Below are 19,396 nucleotides of genomic sequence, written 5' to 3'. Positions count from 1 at the left end.
GTCATTGTCCCACCTGTTTTCTTAATTCCCGGCGCATGATCTTGCCCGTCGTAGTCATGGGCAAACTGTCGACAAAAGCGACATGCCGTGGATATTCATGCGCCGCCAGACGGGTCTTCACAAAGGCCTGTATCTCTTCAATCAAAGAATCGCTTTGCACATACCCACTGCGCAATACGATAAATGCCTTAACGACCTCGGTGCGCAAAGGATCTGGTATCCCAACAGCGGCAGCCAGCGCAACGGCGGGATGGCGCATCAGGCAATCTTCTATTTCACCCGGACCGACACGATAACCTGACGTGGTGATCACATCATCATTGCGCCCGATATAGCGAAAATATCCCTGATCATCCAAACTGCCGGTATCCCCGGTCAGCAACCAATCTCCTGCAAATTTCTCCGTCGTTGCCTTGGGATTGTCCCAATAACGCAGAAACATAACAGGGTCCGGGCTTCGAACCGCGATATTACCAACCTCTCCCACCGGCACCGGATTGCCCGAATCATCAACAATTCCGACATCATGTCCCGGCACGGCACGCCCCATATAGCCAGGACGCACCGGCATACAGGCCCCGCAATTGCCGATCACCAGATTACATTCTGTCTGACCATAGAATTCGTTGATTGTCAGATCGAACGTCTCGCGGCCCCATTCCAGCAGTTCCGCCCCCAGCGTTTCACCCCCTGATCCAATGGAGCGTATTTTATAGCGGAATCGGTCTCGCGGCGTTTCAACCTGGCGCATCATCTTCAGGGCCGTCGGTGGCATAAAGGCATTGCGAATGCCAAACCGCGCCAGAATATGAAACGCTTCTTCCGGATCAAATTTACGCGCCCGATACGCCAATACGGGGATGCCGTGATGCAGACTGGGCAACAGCACATCGATCAGCCCCCCAATCCAGGCCCAATCCGCCGGAGTCCAGAAGCGATCGCCTTTCTGGGGAAAGAAATCATGGGGAAATTCAACGCCCGGCAGATGCCCCAGCAGGACACGGTGCGCATGCAAGGCCCCTTTGGGCTGACCGGTCGTACCAGAGGTAAAAATAATGATCGCCGGGTCATCCGCTGCCGTCTTGACCGGTGTGAACCGATCAGAGGCTCGGGCCAATGCATCATGAAAATCCACAGCCCCCTCCAAGGGGCCATCGACACAGAATACCACCCGCAATTCCGGCAACTGATCCCGGATTGCCAGAATTTTCGGCAAACCTGTTGCATCCGTGACCACAGCCCGCGCGCCACAACTGACCAGGCGATATTCCAACGCCTCTTCCCCGAATAAGATAAACAGTGGTACCGCTATAAGCGCGGCCTTATAGGCGGCAATGTGCGAAACAGCCGTTTCTGGAGCTTGTGGCAGCAAGATACCGACACGATCTTCCCGCTTCAGGCCATGAGCGATCAGGACATTCGCAAAGCGGTTGCTGAGCCGGGATAAGTCCCCGAACGTGTATTCCCGCACCTGATCATCATAATCACGGAACAGAATCGCTAAATCATTTGGATTCTGCCGATCGGATATATCGACCCCGATGTTATAATACTGCGGGATTTGCCAAGAGAACTTAGCCACGACATCTTCATACCGTGTCGCTGGGCTCAGCATAGAAGATCCACCCTGCGGGTCAATTTATACGATCGTTGCGAACGACCCAGCGACCATTCTGGCGGCCCGCAAAGTAATCTTCCAACTGGGGATGAGCGACTTCCTGCCCATCAGGCAGAGGAACTAGATTCTGTTGGGAGACATAGGCAATATAGGGCGACATATCCGCAGGATTCACCGCAAAGAGATGGTAGAATGGCTGATCTTTCCGCGGACGTGACTCTTCCGGGATGGACTCATACCACTCGTCTGAATTTGCAAATTGCGGGTCGACATCAAAAATAACACCCTGGAAACCGAATTTCCGGTGCTGAACCGCATCCCCGATCCGAAAGAGTGCAACCCCTTTATAAACAGAGCTTTCAGACTCATTCTGTGGTCCCGGCGGCGGTCCCATCCTATCTGAACCAGTCCTCATATCGTCGTCACTTTTTTGCATGTCATGGCATCCTTTGATGTCATATTACATTCGCACTAGGATAAATCAAATCAAGTGAATGGCCGATAGGGACAACAAATGGCGATAAATGTGTTGGGATTGCTGCATGTGCAGGCAGCCAATCATTTTCTGGCGAATCAACGCCTGATGCAGGCCTGTCTGCGCCTGGATGACTCCGAATATTTCGCCGCACGCCCCAGCTTTTTCGGGTCAATCCACGGGACCTTTGATCACATTGTCACAACCGACCAGCGCTATCTGTCACGGCTGGGGGGCACCCCCCTTCCCCCGACTGGGGATGATGGCGTAACCTATGGCACTAGGGACGCCCTGATTAAGGCACAACGCGAAACTGATGATGCGATGCGCGCCTATATCGGCGGGTTATCGGATGACGATCTGGAGCAGGAAATCCTGTTGCATGAGACACAGCGTTGGGGGCGGGTTGTGGAGCCGATCTGGGCGATCCTTCAGCATGTTCTGGCCCATGGCACGCATCACCGTGGGCAGATTCACGATATGTTGAGCCAGACATCCATCGCACCTCCGCAATTGGATGAATTTATCCTGCGAATGGATCGTGAAAGCCGAATGGCGGAAGTCGATGCACAGAACCTATCGGGGTGGATGATCGACGCCATCAACTGATGCCGTCGGGTCAAGCACCGGGGCCGCGCCTGCCAGGGCGACCCTTTTTTGCTCATGACGGATGTTTAGGTAATTGCCGGTCAGGATCACTACGCCCCCCAACAAGACAAACGGATCAAAAACCTCATTGTAAAACAACATGCCCACCACCGCGATGAGCGGTAAGCGGAAAAAATCCATCGGCGCCACCACGGTCGCGTCGGCCCACCGAAACGACTGAGCGATACAGTAATGCGCGCTAAACCCGCAAAGCCCCACGACAAATAGCCATATTGTTGTCGTCATGCTTGGGAGGACAAAATGACTAAGGGATCCGATCAATCCCATAGGGGCCTGGATAACCACCATCCAGAACAGAATGGTCAGCGGGGATTCCGTCGCACTGAGCTTCTTTGTCGTTAGCATGCTTGTGGCAAATGCCAATGCCCCAACCAGCATCGCGATATGGCCTGGACCGAACTCCGCCAAACCGGGTCGCAACACAATCATTACACCCACAAACCCAAGAAAAACGGCCAAAGCACGACCCTTGGTCATGTGTTCCTTTAAAGCAAGAGGTGCCAGAATTGCGACCCAGATCGGTGACGTGAACTCCAGAGCAAAGACCTCTGCCAGAGAAATCATGGTGATAGAATAAAACCAGGCAAACTGACCCGCGAAATGGAACAGATTCCGGACAACATGCAGTTTGAAGCGTTGTGTTTTGAAGCTACGCAATCCGCCGGGCAAGAAGCCACTGATCCCAACAACCAGCAAAAGTCCGATCATACTGCGGAAAAACATCAACTGGAACGTATCCAATTCCCGCGATATTTCGCGCCCCGCAATCGCCATGGCTGCAAACGAAGCCAAAGCCCCCATCATCCAGGCAGCGGCAAACAGAACATTGCCTTGTTCGGCTCGTGGCGCCGCTAGGCCAATATTGCGCCCTGCCGTGGCTGGCGGTTCGACGTTAGGCATGAGTACATGATCCTGGAAATGATGCGTCTTAAGGAGAGAGGTTTTCAGTGCGGTGGATAACAAGGATAAATCGGATGGGAAGACACTACAGTATTAAAACAAAAATATCTAAACAGTATTTCCACGCTTGTCTGCCTCATCAAGGGTATCGGATGATAGTGCACCAATCCGGCCATGATCCAGGGCGATGACAATAGCGCCGGGGAAGGATGAAACGCCCAGCTTCTTGGCGATATCCGCGTGCCGCTTTTCCAATGTCCGAACCGAGACGTTTAAAAGACCGGCCTGTTGGCGAACGGTTAAATGCGGGTGATCAATCTGCGCCTGTACGGTGGCCTCTTCTGCCGGAGACAGCAGGCCCCGCGCCCGTGGTGCCCGGAACAGGGAGTCCAGATCTGCCGCCAACAATTCATCCAGCCGCGCGGCGGCCGCCGAAAATACAACATGATACTGACGCAACAGTCGTTCCGCATTGCCGGTAACCGCCATCGTCAACAAGGAACGACGGCCGCCAAAACCCTGCAAAATGCAGATGCCGTCATACATATTGAAGTTATTCCAGATCTTTTCAGCGTCTTTGCTATCGGAACTGTTGCCCAGCTCTGCGCGGGCCTGACCAAATGTATAGCATATCCAGCCCGCCCGCATGGCGTTGGCAATGGCGCAAAAGCGGTCGGAGTCCAGACCATAATACATGGAAAAGAATCCAGGCGGCACACGTTCCCACGTATAGACCGTATCTGGATCCCAGGTTTGCCAGAACATATGGGTCGCCCCCGCCCGACGCAGAACAAGTTCTACGTCAGACGGGTCGACTGTCTTTTCCAACTCTCTTAAGAGTTGTTCCGAACGTATCATGCGACGCGTTGCCTCATTCTTTCTTCCACGCGCTCTGATGCCAATGCGCGGCGACGTTCTGACAAATGTTTGGCGAAAATCTCATGTTCGATCTTCTCCAATGTCAATCGTTCGCATGGTGTCCAATAAGGACGCAGGTCGATGAGGATATGACGATATTCCCGTCCCTCATAAACAACCGGCGGCTCATTGGTGATTACGCCATTCACAGTGCGCTTCCAGAACTTCATGATCCGTGGGTCTCGCACCAAACCTCTAATGGTCGTAATTCCTTTAAACACCGAATACTGCACCGCGGCCTGAGCGATTGAGTTCAGGATGGCCAGGGCACCTCTTTCACTGGGCAGCACAGAAAGCTTTTCCCAGGTTGCCTCAGTTCCTTCACCCCCATTCAGGATGCGTATACGCATACTACCGACGGGTGCGCCATTTCGACAAGCCAATAAATGCGTTGCCGCCGAAAAGTCATTCCCATCGAACTGTTCCGAATATGGTTCCGGTTCGTCGCCACTCATAAAGCACGCTGATCGAATTCGTTGACAGGCGATCAGGTCCTCAATCGTTGAGGCAACCTTGATTGTAATAGAATCATCGGAACTATTTATACGGTTACTCATAATAATGCCCTCCTGTAGAGTTCTGGTCATTCGGCCATTCCGAAAAACCAGGATAGACCAAGAGTTGTATATCGAGACGGGACGGTTTTGCAGTAAAAAGGCGAATTTTTTGCTTGAAACCATTAATAGTTATATTTTTTTACATAAACCAGATTGCATCAGGATTGCCTGATGCCGTCATTGCCCTACCGGCTCAACTCCGCTAAAACCCTCTCGCCGCCCCGGCTGGCGGTATTTCGTTGCATCATTTGCTTAAGGAGCAGGACCGCCATGGCCTCGTACCAATATGTTTTCGGCATGCACAATCTGGGCAAGGCCTATCCGGGTGGCAAAGAAGTGCTGCGCGAAATCACGCTACAGTTTCTGCCAGGCGCGAAGATCGGGGTACTGGGCTATAACGGGGCTGGGAAATCCACGCTGCTGAAGATCATGGCCGGCGTTGATACGGAATATACCGGCGAAGCCTGGTGCGCCGATGGGGTCAAGATCGGTTACTTGGCACAGGAACCGCATCTGGACGAGAACAAGACCGTCGCAGAAAACGCCATGGAAGGCCTGGCTGAGCTAAAGGCTGTGGTGGATCGCTTTAACGAAGTCTCCATGAAATTGGGCGAAGTCACCGACGATGATGAGATGATGACGCTGATCGGTGAACAGTCAGAATTACAGGAAAAGATCGACGCCGCTGATGCCTGGGACCTGGATGCGCGGGTTGAGGTCGCGATGGACGCGCTGCGCTGCCCGCCGGGCGATTGGGGGGTCAAGAATCTGTCCGGGGGGGAACGCCGCCGCGTTGCGCTTTGTCGCCTGTTGCTCAGCGGGCCTGATATGCTGCTGCTGGACGAACCGACCAACCACCTGGATGCGGAAAGCGTTGCCTGGCTGCAGCGCTTCCTGGCGGACTATGCAGGCACCGTGGTGATGGTCACCCACGATCGCTACTTCCTGGACAATGTCACCGGCTGGATCCTGGAATTGGATCGCGGTCGCGGCATTCCTTATGAAGGCAACTATTCCTCCTGGCTGGAACAGAAGCAAAAGCGTCTGCAACAGGAAGGCCGGGAACAGGAAGCCCGCCTGCGCAACATCGCGCAAGAGCGGGAATGGGTCAGCGCCTCTGCCCGGGGTCGCCAGACGAAATCCAAGGCGCGTATCTCCGCCTATGACGATTTGGTGCGCGAAGCGGAAGAGGCCGAAAAGGCCAATACCACGGCCCAGATCATCATCCCGCCGGGCCCACGCCTGGGCGGTGTCGTGATTGAAGCGGAAGGTCTGTGCAAATCCTATGACGGCAAGGTCCTGATGGATGGCCTCAGCTTCAAACTGCCACCGGGCGGGATCGTCGGGATCGTCGGGCCAAACGGGGCGGGTAAAACCACCCTGTTCCGCATGATCACCGGCCAGGAAAAACCCGATGCGGGTTCTATCCGTTTGGGGGAGACCGTGAAACTGGGCTATGTCGATCAGAACCGCGACGTGCTGCACGACAATAAGAATGTCTGGGAAGAAATCTCCGACGGCATGGATATGATCGAACTGGGTAAGCGCAAGGTCGCCTCCCGTGGTTATGTCGGGTCGTTCAACTTCAAAGGCGCCGATCAGCAGAAGAAGGTTGGTCAATTGTCGGGTGGGGAGCGCAACCGCGTCCATCTGGCCCGCATGTTAAAGACCGGCGCGAATGTCCTGCTGCTCGATGAGCCGACGAACGATCTGGACGTTGATACTCTGCGCGCATTGGAAGACGCCCTGATGACCTTCCCCGGCTGTGCCGTGGTCATCAGCCACGATCGCTGGTTCCTGGATCGCCTGTGCACCCATATCCTGGCCTATGAAGGCGACAGCGAAATCGTGTTCTTCGAAGGCAACTATGAAGACTACGAAGCCGACCGCAAACGCCGCCTGGGCGTCGAGGCCGACCAGCCCCACCGCATCAAATACCGCCGAATGGAGCGTTAAACTGCAGGTTTAACCTCAACCGCATCACATCGTTTCAACGGTGAAGTTAAAGTTTGACACCATAATGTCGCGTGTAACTTTACGGCATACAGATTGGCTGCTATACTTCGGTATGAAGATCAGAAACGTTCTGCATAAAGGATTACGTCGGTTCATTCTAAAGGATGATTTGTCTGGTCTGCCAAATGACATCGTTCCAAAGCTCCGACGCATGATTTCCTTTCTGCAAGATATGGACAGCGTTGAAGAACTTAAAGCGATCCCAAGCTGGCGTGCGCACATACTCACAGGTGCTCGAAAAGGCACCTGGAGTTTGACCGTCACAAGAAATTGGCGACTGACATTCAAAATTGATCAATTCGAAGTCGAAATCATCGACCTTGATTATGAAGATTATCACTAGGAGAGCACCATGACGACTTCTGAAAGCATCCGACTGAAAGCACCATCCCATCCAGGCGGATTTCTTAAACATGAAGTGCTGGAGCCATTAGAGCTGTCTGTTACGACGGCATCGCATATTTTGGGGGTAACCCGTCCGACCTTATCTGCCCTGTTGAACGAGCGCGCTCATCTGTCTCCTGAGATGGCATTACGCTTCGAAAAAGCCTTTGGGATATCTATGGATACTTTAATGAGAATGCAGAACAGCTATGATATTGCGCAGGCGAGAAAACGCGAAGCCAACATTGTTGTCGCACCTTATAAGCAATCATTGAAATCATTGCCTGACGCGTATCTGGCCCCGCGCTGATCGACACCTTTTGACGGATTTTCTTTCAATCCCGATGATAGGGATGGCCGTCCAGGATTTGGCGGCAGCGGTAGATTTGTTCGGCCAGCATGGGGCGGACCAGCATATGGGGCCAGGTGACGCGGCCAAAGCGGATCAGCAGGCTGGCCGATTGGCGTAACCCGTCTGACAGGCCGTCCGCCCCGCCGATCAGAAACACCAGATCGCTGGTGCCGCTGTCCTGCCATGTCTGGAATTTTGCGGCGAGTTTTCGGCTTGTCAGGTCATCGCCGGTTTCATCCAGGGCTACAATCGTTGCCCCGTCCGGGATTTTCGCCCGGATCAGTTCGTCTTCCCGTGCGATCCGCTGATCAGTAGGAAGCGGGCGTTTTTCCTCAACCTCTATGAGTTCAAGGGGCCAGGTGATCCGGGATCGATAGACATCAAAAAGACTCGTCTCGGGACCGCGCTTTGCGCGGCCGACCGCGATGATGCGTATCCGCATCGGACCCCTTTCTGCCTACCCCTGTGCGATGCGCCCGATCAGGCGTTCGCGCTCATGGGTTCCGGCATCTCCACGCCCCACATCTTCTCAAGATTATAGAAGCTGCGAACTTCTGGACGGAACAGATGCACAATAATGTCGCCGGCATCGATCAGGACCCAATCGCCCTGATTCATGCCTTCGACCCGCGCACCTTCGACGCCAGACGATTTCAACTTTTCCAGAAGATGGTCTGCCATGGAGACCACTTGGCGGCTGGATGTACCACTGGCGATCACCATGTGATCAGCGATGGACGATTTGCCGCGCAATTCGATGACCGTCACGGCCTGAGCCTTGTCGTCATCCAATGAGGTTTCGATTAATCCCAACATGAGGTCGGAATACGGTTCCTGCGCAATGAGACTAGCGATCTTCGGTTTCTCCTTCTGTTGCCCGCCAACGATTTGGTTGCTCTGTCGACTATTCATCAGGTTCACCCGGTTGGTTCGAAGAAGGGAACCCGCCAGACTCCCGAATAGCGGTCGCAGAGGCCGCATGTCGGCGTATCGCCAAAAACACCCAAGCTGGCGGCGCTCTATACGCCAATCCGGGCGCAAACCGATCCGGTAGATACGCCCGCGCAAACCGAGCCGCCGCCTGCCCAGCCAACGCCCTTGAATCATACGTAGGTCTTGCAAAAACGGCAAGGGGAACCGTTGTGAAGATTTTAGTCCATCGATACCAGCGATGAATTTGCAACAGGTTGTCTGCACCCATCAGCCACACAAACCGGATTTCCGGCAGCATTTTGGTAAGCTTACCCAGCGTATCGGCGGTTTGACGTGTCCCCAACCTTCGTTCGATATCTGTCACGCGAATCCGGGGATCACGCGCCATCGTCTTGGCAGATTGAAGCCTGTCTTCAAATCCGGCCATGCCTGATTCGGATTTCAGTGGGTTCTGGGGCGACACCATCCACCAGACTTGATCCAGGTTCAGACGTTTCAGCGCCTCGCGGGAGATATGCAAATGACCTTCATGCGCGGGATTGAAAGACCCACCCAGAAGACCAACGGTCATGCGCCGATTGCGGCTGACCAGACTGGTGGTGCGGAATTTACCCATGGCACATCTGCACCGAGGATTTCGCAATAGCCCGCACCGTCACGGGCGAACCTGCCCGGTGCCCCGTACCTGGTATTTGAAACTGGTCAACTGTTCCGCCCCCACAGGCCCCCTGGCATGCATGCGCCCGGTGGAAATGCCGATTTCAGCCCCCATGCCAAATTCCCCCCCATCGGCAAATTGGGTTGAGGCATTATGCATCACAATCGCGGAATCAACCTCTCGCAAGAACCGTTCTGCCGCCTGGGCATCTTCTGTCACAATACAATCAGTGTGATTGGATCCATATTGCGCAATATGCGCCATTGCCGCATCCAACCCATCGACCACACGGATCGACAGGATCGCGTCCAAATATTCCGTCGACCAATCTTCCTCCGTGGCAGGCACAATAACCGGCATCAGGGCAATTGCCTCTGCATCCCCGCGCAAGGCACAACCAGCCTTGGTCAGGGCCTCGGTCAGGCGCGGCAGCAAGGTCGGGGCGATCGCCCGATCAATCAGCAGCGTTTCCGTCGCGCCGCATATCCCGGTACGCCGCATTTTACCATTCACCGCAATTGCCACGGCCTTATCAGGATCAGCACTGGCATGGATATACAGATGAACCAGCCCTTCCAGATGGGCAAAGACCGGCACGCGGGCATCCGCCATCACCCGTTCAATCAAATTGCGCCCACCGCGTGGGATGATGACATCGATCAGGCCACTGGCCCCCAGCATGGCACCGACAAAGGCGCGGTCGCGGCTTTGCGCAATCTGCACCGCATCCTGTGGCAGGCCCGCCGCCGCAAGCCCCTGGCGCAGACAGTCTGCAATGACCCCTGCGGAATGAAAGCTTTCTGATCCACCCCGCAAGATCACCGCATTACCGGCCTTAACGCACAAGGCGCCAGCATCCGCCGTGACATTCGGGCGGCTTTCATAAATCACCCCGATCACGCCCAGTGGTGTTCGCACACGATCGATCTGTAAGCCATTGGGGCGATCCCATGACTGAAGAACCTGGCCGACTGGATCGGGCAAATCCGCAACGGCCTCCACACCTGCCGCCATTGCCTCGATCCGGTCTTGCGTCAGCAGCAGGCGATCCATCATTGCCGGGCTCAGGTTCTTTTCTGCCCCATAGGCCATATCCCTGTCATTCGCCTGGGCAATGTCATCCATGCGCGCGCGGATGACCCCAGCGCCCTGACGCAGACCGTTCCTGCGCGCATCCGATGAGGCAAGACCCAAGGCGTGACAGGCCGTACGGGCACGCTGTGCCATGGCCTTCAATTCTGCGCTGGCATCGCCGTCTATGATGTCTACACCGTCCATCATCTCACATCCTATCCAATCGACTCTAAGCCTGGCGCTTGATTCCCCGCAACCGGTAATTCTGATTGATCCAGGGACATGTCATCCCGGTGAATCAGCTCCGGTCGTCCATCAAAATCCAGCACTGTGCGAATTTCCGATGACTGCAAGCCAGCGATCCGGGCGGCATCGTCTGAGGAATAGGCCGACAGCCCCTTACCCACGATCCGACCATCCGGTCCTTTGATCAACACCGCGTCGCCCCGCTCGAAAGTGCCGGACACGGTGCGCACCCCTGCGGGAAGCAAACTCTTGCCCCGCCCCAGTGCCGCCAGGGCACCTGCATCGACGATAACCGCGCCCACCGGTTTCAATGTACCCGAAATCCAGCGCTTCCGGGCCGTGACCGGTTGGTCGGATGGAATGAACCAGCTTGCCCGCGCGCCTTCTGCCAGGGCTTTCAGTGCATGATCCTTATGCCCCAGAGCAATTGCCATGCGGCATCCCCCCGCCAGCGCGATTTTGGCCGCATCCAGCTTGGTAATCATGCCACCGGTCGACACGCCGGGAACCGCATCCCCCGCCATCGCTTCAATCTCTGGCGTAATAGCACGGATTTCCGGGATATGTTGCGCCGTCTTTGTCTTCCTGGGATCGGCAGTGTAAAGCCCGTCAATATCCGACAACAGCACCAGCAGATCCGCACTGGCCATGGTCGCCACCCGGGCGGCCAACCGATCATTGTCACCATAGCGAATTTCGCTGGTGGCCACGGTGTCGTTCTCATTGATGACCGGCACAACGCCTAGTTTCAACAATTGCAGCAGGGTTGCACGGGCATTGAGATGTCGGCGGCGTTCCTCGGTATCGGATGGCGTCAACAGGATCTGCGCGACCTTGATGTCAAACCGCGCCAGTGCTTCCTGATAGGCATGGGCCAGGCGGATTTGCCCGGTCGCGGCGGCTGCCTGCTTTTCCTCCAGTTTCAAAGTGCCATTCTTAAGGCCCAGCAAATGACGTCCCACCGCGATAGAGCCGGACGATACGATCAGCACCTCTTGCCCGGCGCGGCGAAATTCCGCGATATCGGATGCCAGTGTTTCTAGCCAGGATTGACGGATCGCCCCCGTCCCATCGACCAGCAAGGCGGACCCGATCTTGATAATCACCCGTTTCGAATCGGCGAATGCCATGGCCTTACTCGCTTGTTTCTGACCTCAAACAGGGGTCCATTCATCGGTAATATGGCGCGTGGTCTGTTCCATCTTCGCCGCAGCGGCCTCCGCCTCCCGTTCCCGCCGGGCAGCCTCTTCCAGGCGATACGGCTCAACCACTTTCCAGATTGCCCGCAAGGCCGGCACAACACCCATTCCCGCTGCACCCGACAAGATCAGGATCGGGGATTTTGTCACTTTACGCAAAGCCGCAACCTGTTCATCCATCAATTCAGGGATCGAGGCATCCGCCTTATTGATCGCAACGATTTCCGGCTTGTCAGCCAGGCCATTGCCATAGGCTTCCAATTCACCCCGGATCGTCTGATAGGAGTCTACGACCTTATCCTCAACCCCGTCGATCAGATGCAATAAGACCCGACACCGCTCTATATGGCCCAGAAAGCGATCCCCCAGCCCCTGTCCTTCATGGGCCCCTTCGATCAGGCCCGGAATATCAGCGATCACGAATTCATGGGAATCCACGCCGACCACGCCCAGTTGAGGATGCAGGGTGGTGAAGGGATAGTCCGCAATCTTTGGGCGCGCCCGACTGACGGCACTTAAAAACGTAGACTTACCCGCATTGGGCAGCCCGACCAGACCGGCATCCGCGATCAGCTTCAGGCGCAGCCAGACCCATCGTTCCTCACCCTCTTCACCCGGATCAGAGCGCCGGGGGGCCTGATTGGTGGAGGATTTGAAGGTGGCATTGCCCCGCCCGCCCATGCCGCCCCGCGCCAGGATGGCTTTCTGGCCCACCTCTGTCAGATCCGCCAACAGGGTTTCCTTATCTTCCGCAAAAACCTGCGTTCCCACGGGCAGGCGCATGATGACCGCATCAGCGCTGCGTCCGGTGCGATTGTCGCCCATGCCGTGCTGGCCCGTCTTGCCCTTGAAATGCTGTTGATAGCGATAATCGATCAGCGTGTTCAGGCCATCCACCGCCTCGGCAATAACATCGGCACCGCGACCGCCATCCCCGCCATCGGGACCGCCGAATTCAACGAATTTCTCGCGCCGAAACGATACGCAGCCCGCGCCACCATTGCCGGAGCGTATAAAAATTTTGGCTTCATCCAGAAATTTCATGTCTCGTCACTTCCGATCAACGGGACCCCAAAATGGGGGAAACGGAAAAAGGGGAACGGCGCGGCCGTTCCCCTCTCCTCTACCTGATGATATGCGGCGTTTAACGCAGTATCGTGTTCAGGACCAACCGGGACAGCCTTACTCGGCAGCCTCGGCCAGCGGTCGTATGCCAATAATGGTGCGTTCGCGGGTCTTTTTGAATTCGACATTCCCATCGACCAGCGCAAACAGCGTATAGTCACGGCCCGTGCCGACATTGTCGCCAGCATGCCATTTGTTGCCACGCTGACGGACCAGGATATTCCCGGCCACAACAGCTTCGCCGCCAAATTTCTTGACGCCAAGGCGTTTACCAATTGTATCGCGGCCGTTGCGTGAACTACCGCCTGCTTTTTTATGAGCCATGATGTAAGCCCTCCAGCGTTAATGCCTTATTCGGCGTCAGATTTCTTAGCAGCAGCCTTTTTGGCCGTTGCCTTCTTCGCGGTTGTCTTGCCTGCCGCTTTCTTCGCAGCGGTCTTTGCCGTTGCCTTCTTGGCAGCAGCTTTCGGCGCATCGCCGTCCGCATCGCCTGCCGGAGCCGCAGCAACCTTCGCCTTGGTGGTGGCTTTCTTGTTAGAGCCATCCAGGGCGATGTCGATCACGCGCAACACGGTGACGTGCTGGCGATGACCGCGCTTGCGGCGATAGTTTTGGCGGCGCTTCTTTTTGAAGATGATGATTTTTTTGTTGCGGGTCTGCTCCACAACTTCTGCTTCGACAACAGCGCCTGGCAGCATCGGCGTACCGGTCTGCGCGCCATTCTCGTCAGAAATCATCAGAACTTCATTCAACAGGACGGTATCGCCTGCTTCTGCTTCCAGCTTTTCAACGCGGATAACATCGTCTTTGGCGACACGATACTGTTTGCCGCCCGTCTTCACTACTGCGAACATGGGTCTCTTCCTTCAATCGCTTCACGCGTTCTGTGGTGTCACCCTGAAAACCGAAACGGTCTTTGATCAGGGCAATCTTTCCGCCATGCGGTAGGATGCGGCCGGAACCGGACCCAAAACCTCGAACTGCGCAGTCACGCAAAATGCGTCGCAACCCCGAAAGGGCTGCAAGAACGGGCGGAATATACGGATGCACGGCCCCAAGTCAATGGATAAGTAACGCATCTGCAATAACATCTGCAACAGGCGGTCCCAAACCCCTCCCCCCGTTTTCAGGGCTTGGCAGGCCAAACGCCATCGTGTAGGAAACCGCACGTTTCGATCCAGGCTCAGATGTTCAAGGTGCAGGGCCTATTGCGGAGAGGTGCCGGAGTGGTCGAACGGGACGGTCTCGAAAACCGTTGTGCCTTCACGGGTACCGTGGGTTCGAATCCCACCCTCTCCGCCACTTCAATCCCTGAGTGGGCACTGAGTTTACGCCACTTCCCGCCACAAGCGTCTATAGCAGCCGGGACTTCGATCTCATGATGCGAACCTCGCCCTCGGCGACCTCGACGCGCTGAGCGAGCGCACGCAGGTGGTCGCGGCGATAGCCGCCGCCTTCGAGCCGGATGCGTTCGCGGGCGGTTGCGGCGAATTTGCGCAGCATCCGCGGCGTCACCGCCTTTTGTCCCGAGTTCTGGAGCATCGCCTGCGCCCGGTCGGCATCGGCCCTGGCCTGATCGCGGATGGCCTTGAGGCCGTCGATGCGGTTTTTCAGCGCCGGGTCGTCCAGATTGACCACGCCCGCCTCGATGGCGGCGTACAGCCGCTTGAGGCGCAATTCCGATTCCGTGGCGCGCTTGTTGAGTTCGGCGATATGCTCGCGGTGGCGCTTCGAGCATTCCTCTCGCCGGTCGAGAACGGCGGTAAGGATGGTTTCCAGACGTTCGGGCTGAAGCAACTGCTTCTCAAGGTGATCGGCAACCAGATCGTCCAGCTTCTGCATCGGCACGGCCATGCCCTCGCAGGCGGTCGGTCCCTGCCGCGCCTTCATCGAGCAGGCATAATAGCGGTAGCGCCCACCCTTGCCGGTGCGGATGGTCATGGCCCCGCCGCACTTGGCGCAATGGATCAGGCCGGTCAGCATGGTCGGGCCGCTGATGACGCGGGCTGGCATGACCTTGGGGTTACGGGCCTTAAGCAGCTTCTGAACCGCGTCGAAGGTCTCGTGGTCGATGATCGGCGGAACCGGAACCACAACGACCTCGGTCTTGGGTTTCAGTTCCTTGGTCTTGCTGCGCTTGTTGAACTCATGCTCGTCCATATAGGTGCGGCGGGTCAGGATGCGGTGAACCTGACCGATGCCCCAACGTCCGCTGTCGCGGTTGAAGATGCGGCGACTGTTGAGATAGGAGACGATGTTCTTGACGCCCATCTGGCCGGTGGTGCCGTCGCCTTCCAGGGCAAGGCGATAGATCAGCCGCACCGTGTCGGCGTGGAGCGGGTTGATTTCCAGCTTCTTCTTGGTCTTGGCTCCGCGCTGCTCGGCGGCGACTGTGCGATAGCCGATAGGGGGAAGCGAGCCGTTCCAGAAGCCTTGCCGGACATGTCTCCCGCCTGGTACTGATGCTGACTGGCGCGGTCGAGTTTCTGCCAGCGCTCCACGAAGCGGTCGGCGCGGCGCTGCGGATCGGTTCGAGTTTCCGTTTCGAGCTGGAGGGCGCGGATAGCGCGATTGACACGGCCACTGCCTGCCTCTCGGGCAAGCTCCGGGTCTTTGACATACGCGGCCTCGGCATCGCGCCAGCCATGCGGCCGCACTTCCTCAAAGGCTTTGCAGGCATCGGTCAATTCGCGCACCTGCTCAGGGCTGGCCTTGCCGCCCGTGTCCTCGGTACTGAACATCCCGTCCACCGCCCGGGCATGACGCTTGAGCGCATCAGTTCGGGCACGGCGCATCGCCAATTCCAGGTCATCGGCATCCGCCCTCGCAGGCGATGCCGGTTCACGCTGCGGACCATCCGCATCCGCTCTTCCCCTTTCCGGCCGCTCTCCAGCGTTTGCACCGGGCGCGCCGTCTGCGGGGAGGCACAGGCCGTCGAACATGCTGCGCACCTTCTCCGGCACCTGACTGGCGATCTTAACAACCCGCTCCATCCGCTCGCGGAAGGTGATCCCGCGCCGTTCGGCATAGTCCTGCGCTGGTACGTAATCTGTCGCCATGTCTTTGACCCGGTCGCGAGACAGGGTGCGGACGAGCCGGTCCTGACCGGCGAAGTCGTCGCGGCCGTAGTGCAGGTCCATGCCGCCGCGGTGACGGGACAGGGCGACATAGCTGCCGTGGGCGTCCAGGCCCGGCGTCGCCAGAACATGCGTCCGGTACACGGTCATGCCCTGGGCCTTGTGGATGGTGGCCGCATAGCCGTGGTCGATGCGGTCATAGTCTTTCAGGTCGAAGGCAATGGAGCGCCCATCGTCGGTCTGCACGGTTATGCTCTGCGTGCTGACCTGCTCGATGGTCCCGTGCGTGCCGTTCTTGAACCCAAGGCCGCGTTCGTTTTGCAAGAACATGACGCGATCCCCGGTGGCAAAGTTTCGGTCGCCGCGCTCGACTGTGACACGCACGTCCTCGCCAAGATCGCCCGCCTCCCGCATCCGGTCGCGGGCGGCTTCGTTCAACTCCCGCACCTCGGCATTGGTATGGGTAAGGATGATGCGGCTGCTGTCCGGTGCTGCCTGCCGGTCACGATCCCAGCGGTCGATCAGCTCGTCCCGCGCCTGCTCCCGCGTCTGTGCCTCATGGACCATGTCGTGACGGTCATAAACATGGATCGCCGCGCCGGTCCTGCCGGTCGCCAGATCGCGGGTGGCGTCACGCTGCCAGTCCTCGCGCTGGCGGCGGACCTCACCGATTTCCGCGCCACCGTGGCGTTCGTGAATGGAGCGGAAGGCCGCGCCCGCCTCAATGGATTGCAACTGCTGCGGATCGCCGACCAGCACCACTTTGGCGCCGGCTTCGTCGATCACCAGCACATCATGGGACGTAAGCATGTCGCGGCCCTGTCCCCAGCCATGTTCCATGCTGGCGATGGTGCGCGACGCGATGCCTGATCCGCTTTCCAGATTCTCATCTGACAGCGCCACGCCACGCACCTCAAAGCCTGACACCTCCCATGCCTCGCGCGCCACGCCCAGCATGGCGCTCTTTCCCGTCCCGGCATAACCGACGACCATGCCAAGATCGCGCCCGTCCGTGACATGCGCCAGTGCATCGGCCTGCTCGCCGGACAGGACAAGGCCGCGCGCTTCCGCACGCGCCAGCGCCGCTTCGCGTTCTCTGTCACCGACCTCATGCCGTTCCTTCTCGGCTATGAGTTCGGCGGCGCGGTGCAAGCGCTGTTCGGCCTCGACCATCTCGCGGGTGGTGAAGCGGTCCTCGCCACGTTCGTCCGAGCCGAGTTCGAACAGCTCGGGCGCGTTCCGCACGCGCCCATGACCGCGTTGAACTGCTCAATTCCGTCGCTGTGCCGATGCGCAAACACCGCCATGTCGCGCCGCGTGAATGTCGATTGCTGGTGAGTGATGGGTCGAACGCCACCGAAGGATCGACGATGATGCGTGCGTCGTTGTTGTGCGCAATCTCGCGGTGCATTTCCGCGCGGTCAGCGGCCTCTAACCCTTCGCCCTCGATGCGTTGGGCGGGCGCGCCGATCTGCGTTTGTGGCTCAAGGCCGATGCCCTGCGTCTCCAGGCTGCGATGGTCGATGCGGGCGTCAATGTCGAGTTCGGCAAGGCGCTCGTTGACGTGTTCCGCCCATCGTTCCCGCCACCGCTCCACCATCTCCGTGCGGTTCCAGTCCCGCACCTTCTGGCCGAAACCGCTCTCATCCACGCTGCGCATGGTGAGCATGACATGGGCGTGGGGCTTGGGCGTCCATTCCTCGGCCATGTCCCAATGCACATTGAGGTCGGCGATCATGCCCTCATCGACAAACTCCTCCTGCACGAAGCCGCGGGCGAGTTCGATGCCCTGGGCTTGCGTCATCTCGCGCGGAGGGGCGAACTCGACCTCGCGGGCAAGCTGGGCGTCCTTCCTGACCTCGAACGCTTCAACATCGTTCCAGACCTGTTCGCGGTCCCTCCATTGTTCGGGCGCATCCTTCGGCAGCATGACCTCGGAATGGACGACGCCGCGCTTGTTGGAAAAGTCGTGGCTGCCTTCAAGCCGGTCGTCGCGCATCCGCGAAGCCGAGCGATAAGCGGACGACGCCACCGCACTGCTTCCGGCCGATGACCTTGAGGTGAAGATGATAGATCGCCATCGCGATCAAGCATTGGCACGGCCAAGCGCACGTCGGAACGACGTATAAGTGCGCCCCCCCTCGAAAAAATCTCGGGGTGGACCGGCCCGTGCCAGACCGTCCCGGCAACATTACTGCGTTCAGCAGGTTACGCAACTATCATCGTTCCATCAAAAGCTTATGGAGATGATCATGCGCAAGCCACGGGACTATGATGCAGAACTGAAGGCGCTGGAAGACAAGGCGCGGGAACTGAAGACTCGCAAGGTGTAGCAGCTCGGCGACCTGGTAATTGCCACAGGAGCCTATACACTTTCGGCCGAGGAACTGGCGGGCGCGCTCGTCGCATTGGCCGAAACCAGAGATGCAGGAAAGAAGGAGGCGTGGGCCAAGCGCGGCGCCGCGTTCTTACAGGGTCGGTCACGGCGAACTGCATCAGCGCCTGACCGCGACACTGGCGGCGCTCAAACGCAACCGGGCGGCGCGCAACCGGCATCAGGCACAACGAGCGCGACATGACATGCGCACATGGCAGGTGGAGCGCCGCAGGAGAACACGGCATCTGATCGAACTCGGTTGTCTCGTCATCAAGGCGGGTATCGTGGACCTGACCGGCGATGATCGCGCCATGATCTAAGGGGCGCTGCTTTGGATGGCCGACAAGCTCAAAGGCGAGGACGGCGAGCGTGCTCGTGTTGTCCGGACAAAGCTGGGAAAGATGGCATTTGAGAAGGATCGTTCGCCAGACGTGCATGACAGAACTCAACCACCGCAGGATCGGGCGTAATCGATGCCAAGAAGCGCGGAGAACCCACATATCTCGGTACCGCCGCGTGAAACGCTCTCACGCCTATGTCGTGACGGACCGCCATTGACCGTCAGTCCGGTCTCGAGGCGCCAAGGGTCCTAAAGGTGGGCCAGACCCGTGGCGGTTGGAGGAGGACGGAGATACCCCCGTGACATGATGGAGAAGCAGTCCCCCCTCCACCGAACCTGCCGGATAAGGGTTAGCAGGATCCTTGTACTCCGCGATCAGCTCTGCGCGAATCGGATACTGTCGTCCTATCAAGGATGGAGCACAATCAATCGCATTGCATCCGACCGGTACCTGATGCACAATGGCCAAAATGTCCAT

Annotated in this window: 22 protein-coding genes, 1 tRNA gene and 1 pseudogene; 8 read left to right on the top strand and 16 right to left on the bottom strand. The window is 57.7% G+C overall.

What is annotated here, in order from left to right; genetic code table 11:
• Position 1: 1 nt before the first annotated feature.
• Complete coding sequence (locus ACOSDR_RS11835; protein ID WP_420731398.1) at positions 2-1,615, bottom strand: acyl-CoA synthetase; 1,614 nt, start codon at positions 1,613-1,615, stop codon at positions 2-4.
• 19 nt (positions 1,616-1,634) lie between these two features.
• Positions 1,635-2,054 carry a heat shock protein HspQ gene (gene hspQ / locus ACOSDR_RS11830; protein WP_420724866.1) on the bottom strand — a complete coding sequence of 140 codons (420 nt, stop codon included), beginning with the start codon at positions 2,052-2,054 and terminating at the stop codon, positions 1,635-1,637.
• A gap of 78 nt (positions 2,055-2,132) precedes the next feature.
• Between hspQ and ACOSDR_RS11825 the strand changes: the two genes are divergently transcribed.
• Positions 2,133-2,702: a DinB family protein gene (locus ACOSDR_RS11825; RefSeq protein ID WP_420731397.1), complete on the top strand. Its 570-nt coding sequence runs from the start codon at positions 2,133-2,135 to the stop codon at positions 2,700-2,702.
• On the opposite strand, the gene ACOSDR_RS11820 is transcribed toward ACOSDR_RS11825, so the two are convergent.
• The 3 genes from ACOSDR_RS11820 to ACOSDR_RS11810 all read right to left on the bottom strand — a co-directional run bounded on the left by ACOSDR_RS11820 (position 2,670) and on the right by ACOSDR_RS11810 (position 5,167).
• A complete protein-coding gene (locus ACOSDR_RS11820; protein ID WP_420731396.1) occupies positions 2,670-3,662 on the bottom strand; it encodes a DMT family transporter in 993 nt (330 codons plus the stop codon). The genes ACOSDR_RS11825 and ACOSDR_RS11820 overlap by 33 nt on opposite strands.
• 108 nt (positions 3,663-3,770) lie before the next feature.
• The gene (locus ACOSDR_RS11815; protein ID WP_420724869.1) at positions 3,771-4,520 is read right to left on the bottom strand and encodes a hypothetical protein; all 750 of its coding nucleotides are present in this window, start codon (positions 4,518-4,520) and stop codon (positions 3,771-3,773) included.
• Complete coding sequence (locus ACOSDR_RS11810) at positions 4,517-5,167, bottom strand: hypothetical protein (protein ID WP_420724870.1); 651 nt, start codon at positions 5,165-5,167, stop codon at positions 4,517-4,519. Before ACOSDR_RS11810 ends, ACOSDR_RS11815 begins: the two co-directional genes overlap by 4 nt.
• Before the next feature lie 240 nt (positions 5,168-5,407).
• Here ACOSDR_RS11810 and ettA point away from each other — a divergent pair, with 240 nt between their 5' ends.
• The 3 genes from ettA (at position 5,408) to ACOSDR_RS11795 (ending at position 7,847) form a co-directional block, all read left to right on the top strand.
• Positions 5,408-7,093, top strand: coding sequence for an energy-dependent translational throttle protein EttA (gene ettA, locus ACOSDR_RS11805; protein ID WP_420724871.1), 1,686 nt, complete (start codon positions 5,408-5,410; stop codon positions 7,091-7,093).
• A 64-nt stretch (positions 7,094-7,157) separates the two neighbouring features.
• The gene (locus ACOSDR_RS11800; RefSeq protein WP_420731395.1) at positions 7,158-7,496 is read left to right on the top strand and encodes a type II toxin-antitoxin system RelE/ParE family toxin; all 339 of its coding nucleotides are present in this window, start codon (positions 7,158-7,160) and stop codon (positions 7,494-7,496) included.
• 9 nt (positions 7,497-7,505) lie between these two features.
• A complete protein-coding gene (locus tag ACOSDR_RS11795) occupies positions 7,506-7,847 on the top strand; it encodes a HigA family addiction module antitoxin (protein ID WP_420724872.1) in 342 nt (113 codons plus the stop codon).
• A gap of 25 nt (positions 7,848-7,872) precedes the next feature.
• On the opposite strand, the gene rlmH is transcribed toward ACOSDR_RS11795, so the two are convergent.
• The 8 genes from rlmH to rplU all read right to left on the bottom strand — a co-directional run bounded on the left by rlmH (position 7,873) and on the right by rplU (position 13,978).
• On the bottom strand, positions 7,873-8,331 hold the full coding sequence (rlmH, locus tag ACOSDR_RS11790) for a 23S rRNA (pseudouridine(1915)-N(3))-methyltransferase RlmH (RefSeq protein WP_420724873.1): 459 nt from the start codon (positions 8,329-8,331) through the stop codon (positions 7,873-7,875).
• A 38-nt stretch (positions 8,332-8,369) separates the two neighbouring features.
• On the bottom strand, positions 8,370-8,801 hold the full coding sequence (rsfS, locus tag ACOSDR_RS11785; RefSeq protein WP_420724874.1) for a ribosome silencing factor: 432 nt from the start codon (positions 8,799-8,801) through the stop codon (positions 8,370-8,372).
• Positions 8,794-9,438: a nicotinate-nucleotide adenylyltransferase gene (locus ACOSDR_RS11780; protein ID WP_420731394.1), complete on the bottom strand. Its 645-nt coding sequence runs from the start codon at positions 9,436-9,438 to the stop codon at positions 8,794-8,796. Before ACOSDR_RS11780 ends, rsfS begins: the two co-directional genes overlap by 8 nt.
• A gap of 39 nt (positions 9,439-9,477) precedes the next feature.
• Positions 9,478-10,761 carry a glutamate-5-semialdehyde dehydrogenase gene (locus tag ACOSDR_RS11775; protein ID WP_420731393.1) on the bottom strand — a complete coding sequence of 428 codons (1,284 nt, stop codon included), beginning with the start codon at positions 10,759-10,761 and terminating at the stop codon, positions 9,478-9,480.
• 8 nt (positions 10,762-10,769) lie between these two features.
• Positions 10,770-11,930 carry a glutamate 5-kinase gene (gene proB, locus ACOSDR_RS11770; protein WP_420731392.1) on the bottom strand — a complete coding sequence of 387 codons (1,161 nt, stop codon included), beginning with the start codon at positions 11,928-11,930 and terminating at the stop codon, positions 10,770-10,772.
• 24 nt (positions 11,931-11,954) lie between these two features.
• Positions 11,955-13,043, bottom strand: coding sequence for a GTPase ObgE (gene obgE / locus ACOSDR_RS11765; RefSeq protein ID WP_420731391.1), 1,089 nt, complete (start codon positions 13,041-13,043; stop codon positions 11,955-11,957).
• Positions 13,044-13,181: 138 nt separating this feature from the next.
• Positions 13,182-13,448: a 50S ribosomal protein L27 gene (gene rpmA, locus ACOSDR_RS11760; RefSeq protein ID WP_420724879.1), complete on the bottom strand. Its 267-nt coding sequence runs from the start codon at positions 13,446-13,448 to the stop codon at positions 13,182-13,184.
• Positions 13,449-13,474: 26 nt separating this feature from the next.
• Positions 13,475-13,978 carry a 50S ribosomal protein L21 gene (gene rplU / locus ACOSDR_RS11755; RefSeq protein ID WP_420731390.1) on the bottom strand — a complete coding sequence of 168 codons (504 nt, stop codon included), beginning with the start codon at positions 13,976-13,978 and terminating at the stop codon, positions 13,475-13,477.
• 358 nt (positions 13,979-14,336) lie between these two features.
• On the opposite strand from rplU, the gene ACOSDR_RS11750 reads away from it, so the two are divergent.
• Positions 14,337-14,426, top strand: a tRNA-Ser gene (locus ACOSDR_RS11750).
• Positions 14,427-14,477: 51 nt separating this feature from the next.
• Here the strand turns inward: ACOSDR_RS11750 and ACOSDR_RS11745 are convergent.
• The 3 genes from ACOSDR_RS11745 to ACOSDR_RS11735 form a co-directional block, all read right to left on the bottom strand.
• Positions 14,478-15,446, bottom strand: coding sequence for a recombinase family protein (locus ACOSDR_RS11745; RefSeq protein WP_420731389.1), 969 nt, complete (start codon positions 15,444-15,446; stop codon positions 14,478-14,480).
• On the bottom strand, positions 15,437-17,194 hold the full coding sequence (locus ACOSDR_RS11740) for an AAA family ATPase (protein ID WP_420731501.1): 1,758 nt from the start codon (positions 17,192-17,194) through the stop codon (positions 15,437-15,439). Before ACOSDR_RS11740 ends, ACOSDR_RS11745 begins: the two co-directional genes overlap by 10 nt.
• Before the next feature lie 115 nt (positions 17,195-17,309).
• Positions 17,310-18,200: a MobA/MobL family protein gene (locus ACOSDR_RS11735; RefSeq protein WP_420731388.1), complete on the bottom strand. Its 891-nt coding sequence runs from the start codon at positions 18,198-18,200 to the stop codon at positions 17,310-17,312.
• Between the two features lie 346 nt (positions 18,201-18,546).
• On the opposite strand from ACOSDR_RS11735, the pseudogene ACOSDR_RS11730 reads away from it, so the two are divergent.
• From ACOSDR_RS11730 to ACOSDR_RS11720, 3 genes and pseudogenes are all read left to right on the top strand, one after another.
• Positions 18,547-18,615, top strand: a pseudogene (locus ACOSDR_RS11730) (hypothetical protein); the annotation flags it as partial.
• Between the two features lie 10 nt (positions 18,616-18,625).
• Entirely contained in the window at positions 18,626-18,898 is a 273-nt protein-coding gene (locus ACOSDR_RS11725; protein ID WP_420731387.1) for a conjugal transfer protein TraD, read from the top strand.
• A gap of 15 nt (positions 18,899-18,913) precedes the next feature.
• Positions 18,914-19,048, top strand: a complete 135-nt coding sequence (locus ACOSDR_RS11720; protein WP_420731386.1) for a hypothetical protein — start codon at positions 18,914-18,916, stop codon at positions 19,046-19,048.
• The last annotated feature ends 348 nt before the right edge of the window (positions 19,049-19,396 follow it).

The organism is Hwanghaeella sp. 1Z406 (genome assembly GCF_048892425.1).
Classification (GTDB): Bacteria; Pseudomonadota; Alphaproteobacteria; order UBA8366; family Aestuariispiraceae; genus Pacificispira.
Note: the sequence above shows the minus strand (reverse complement) of the source record. Positions and strands in the feature narration are given on the sequence as shown.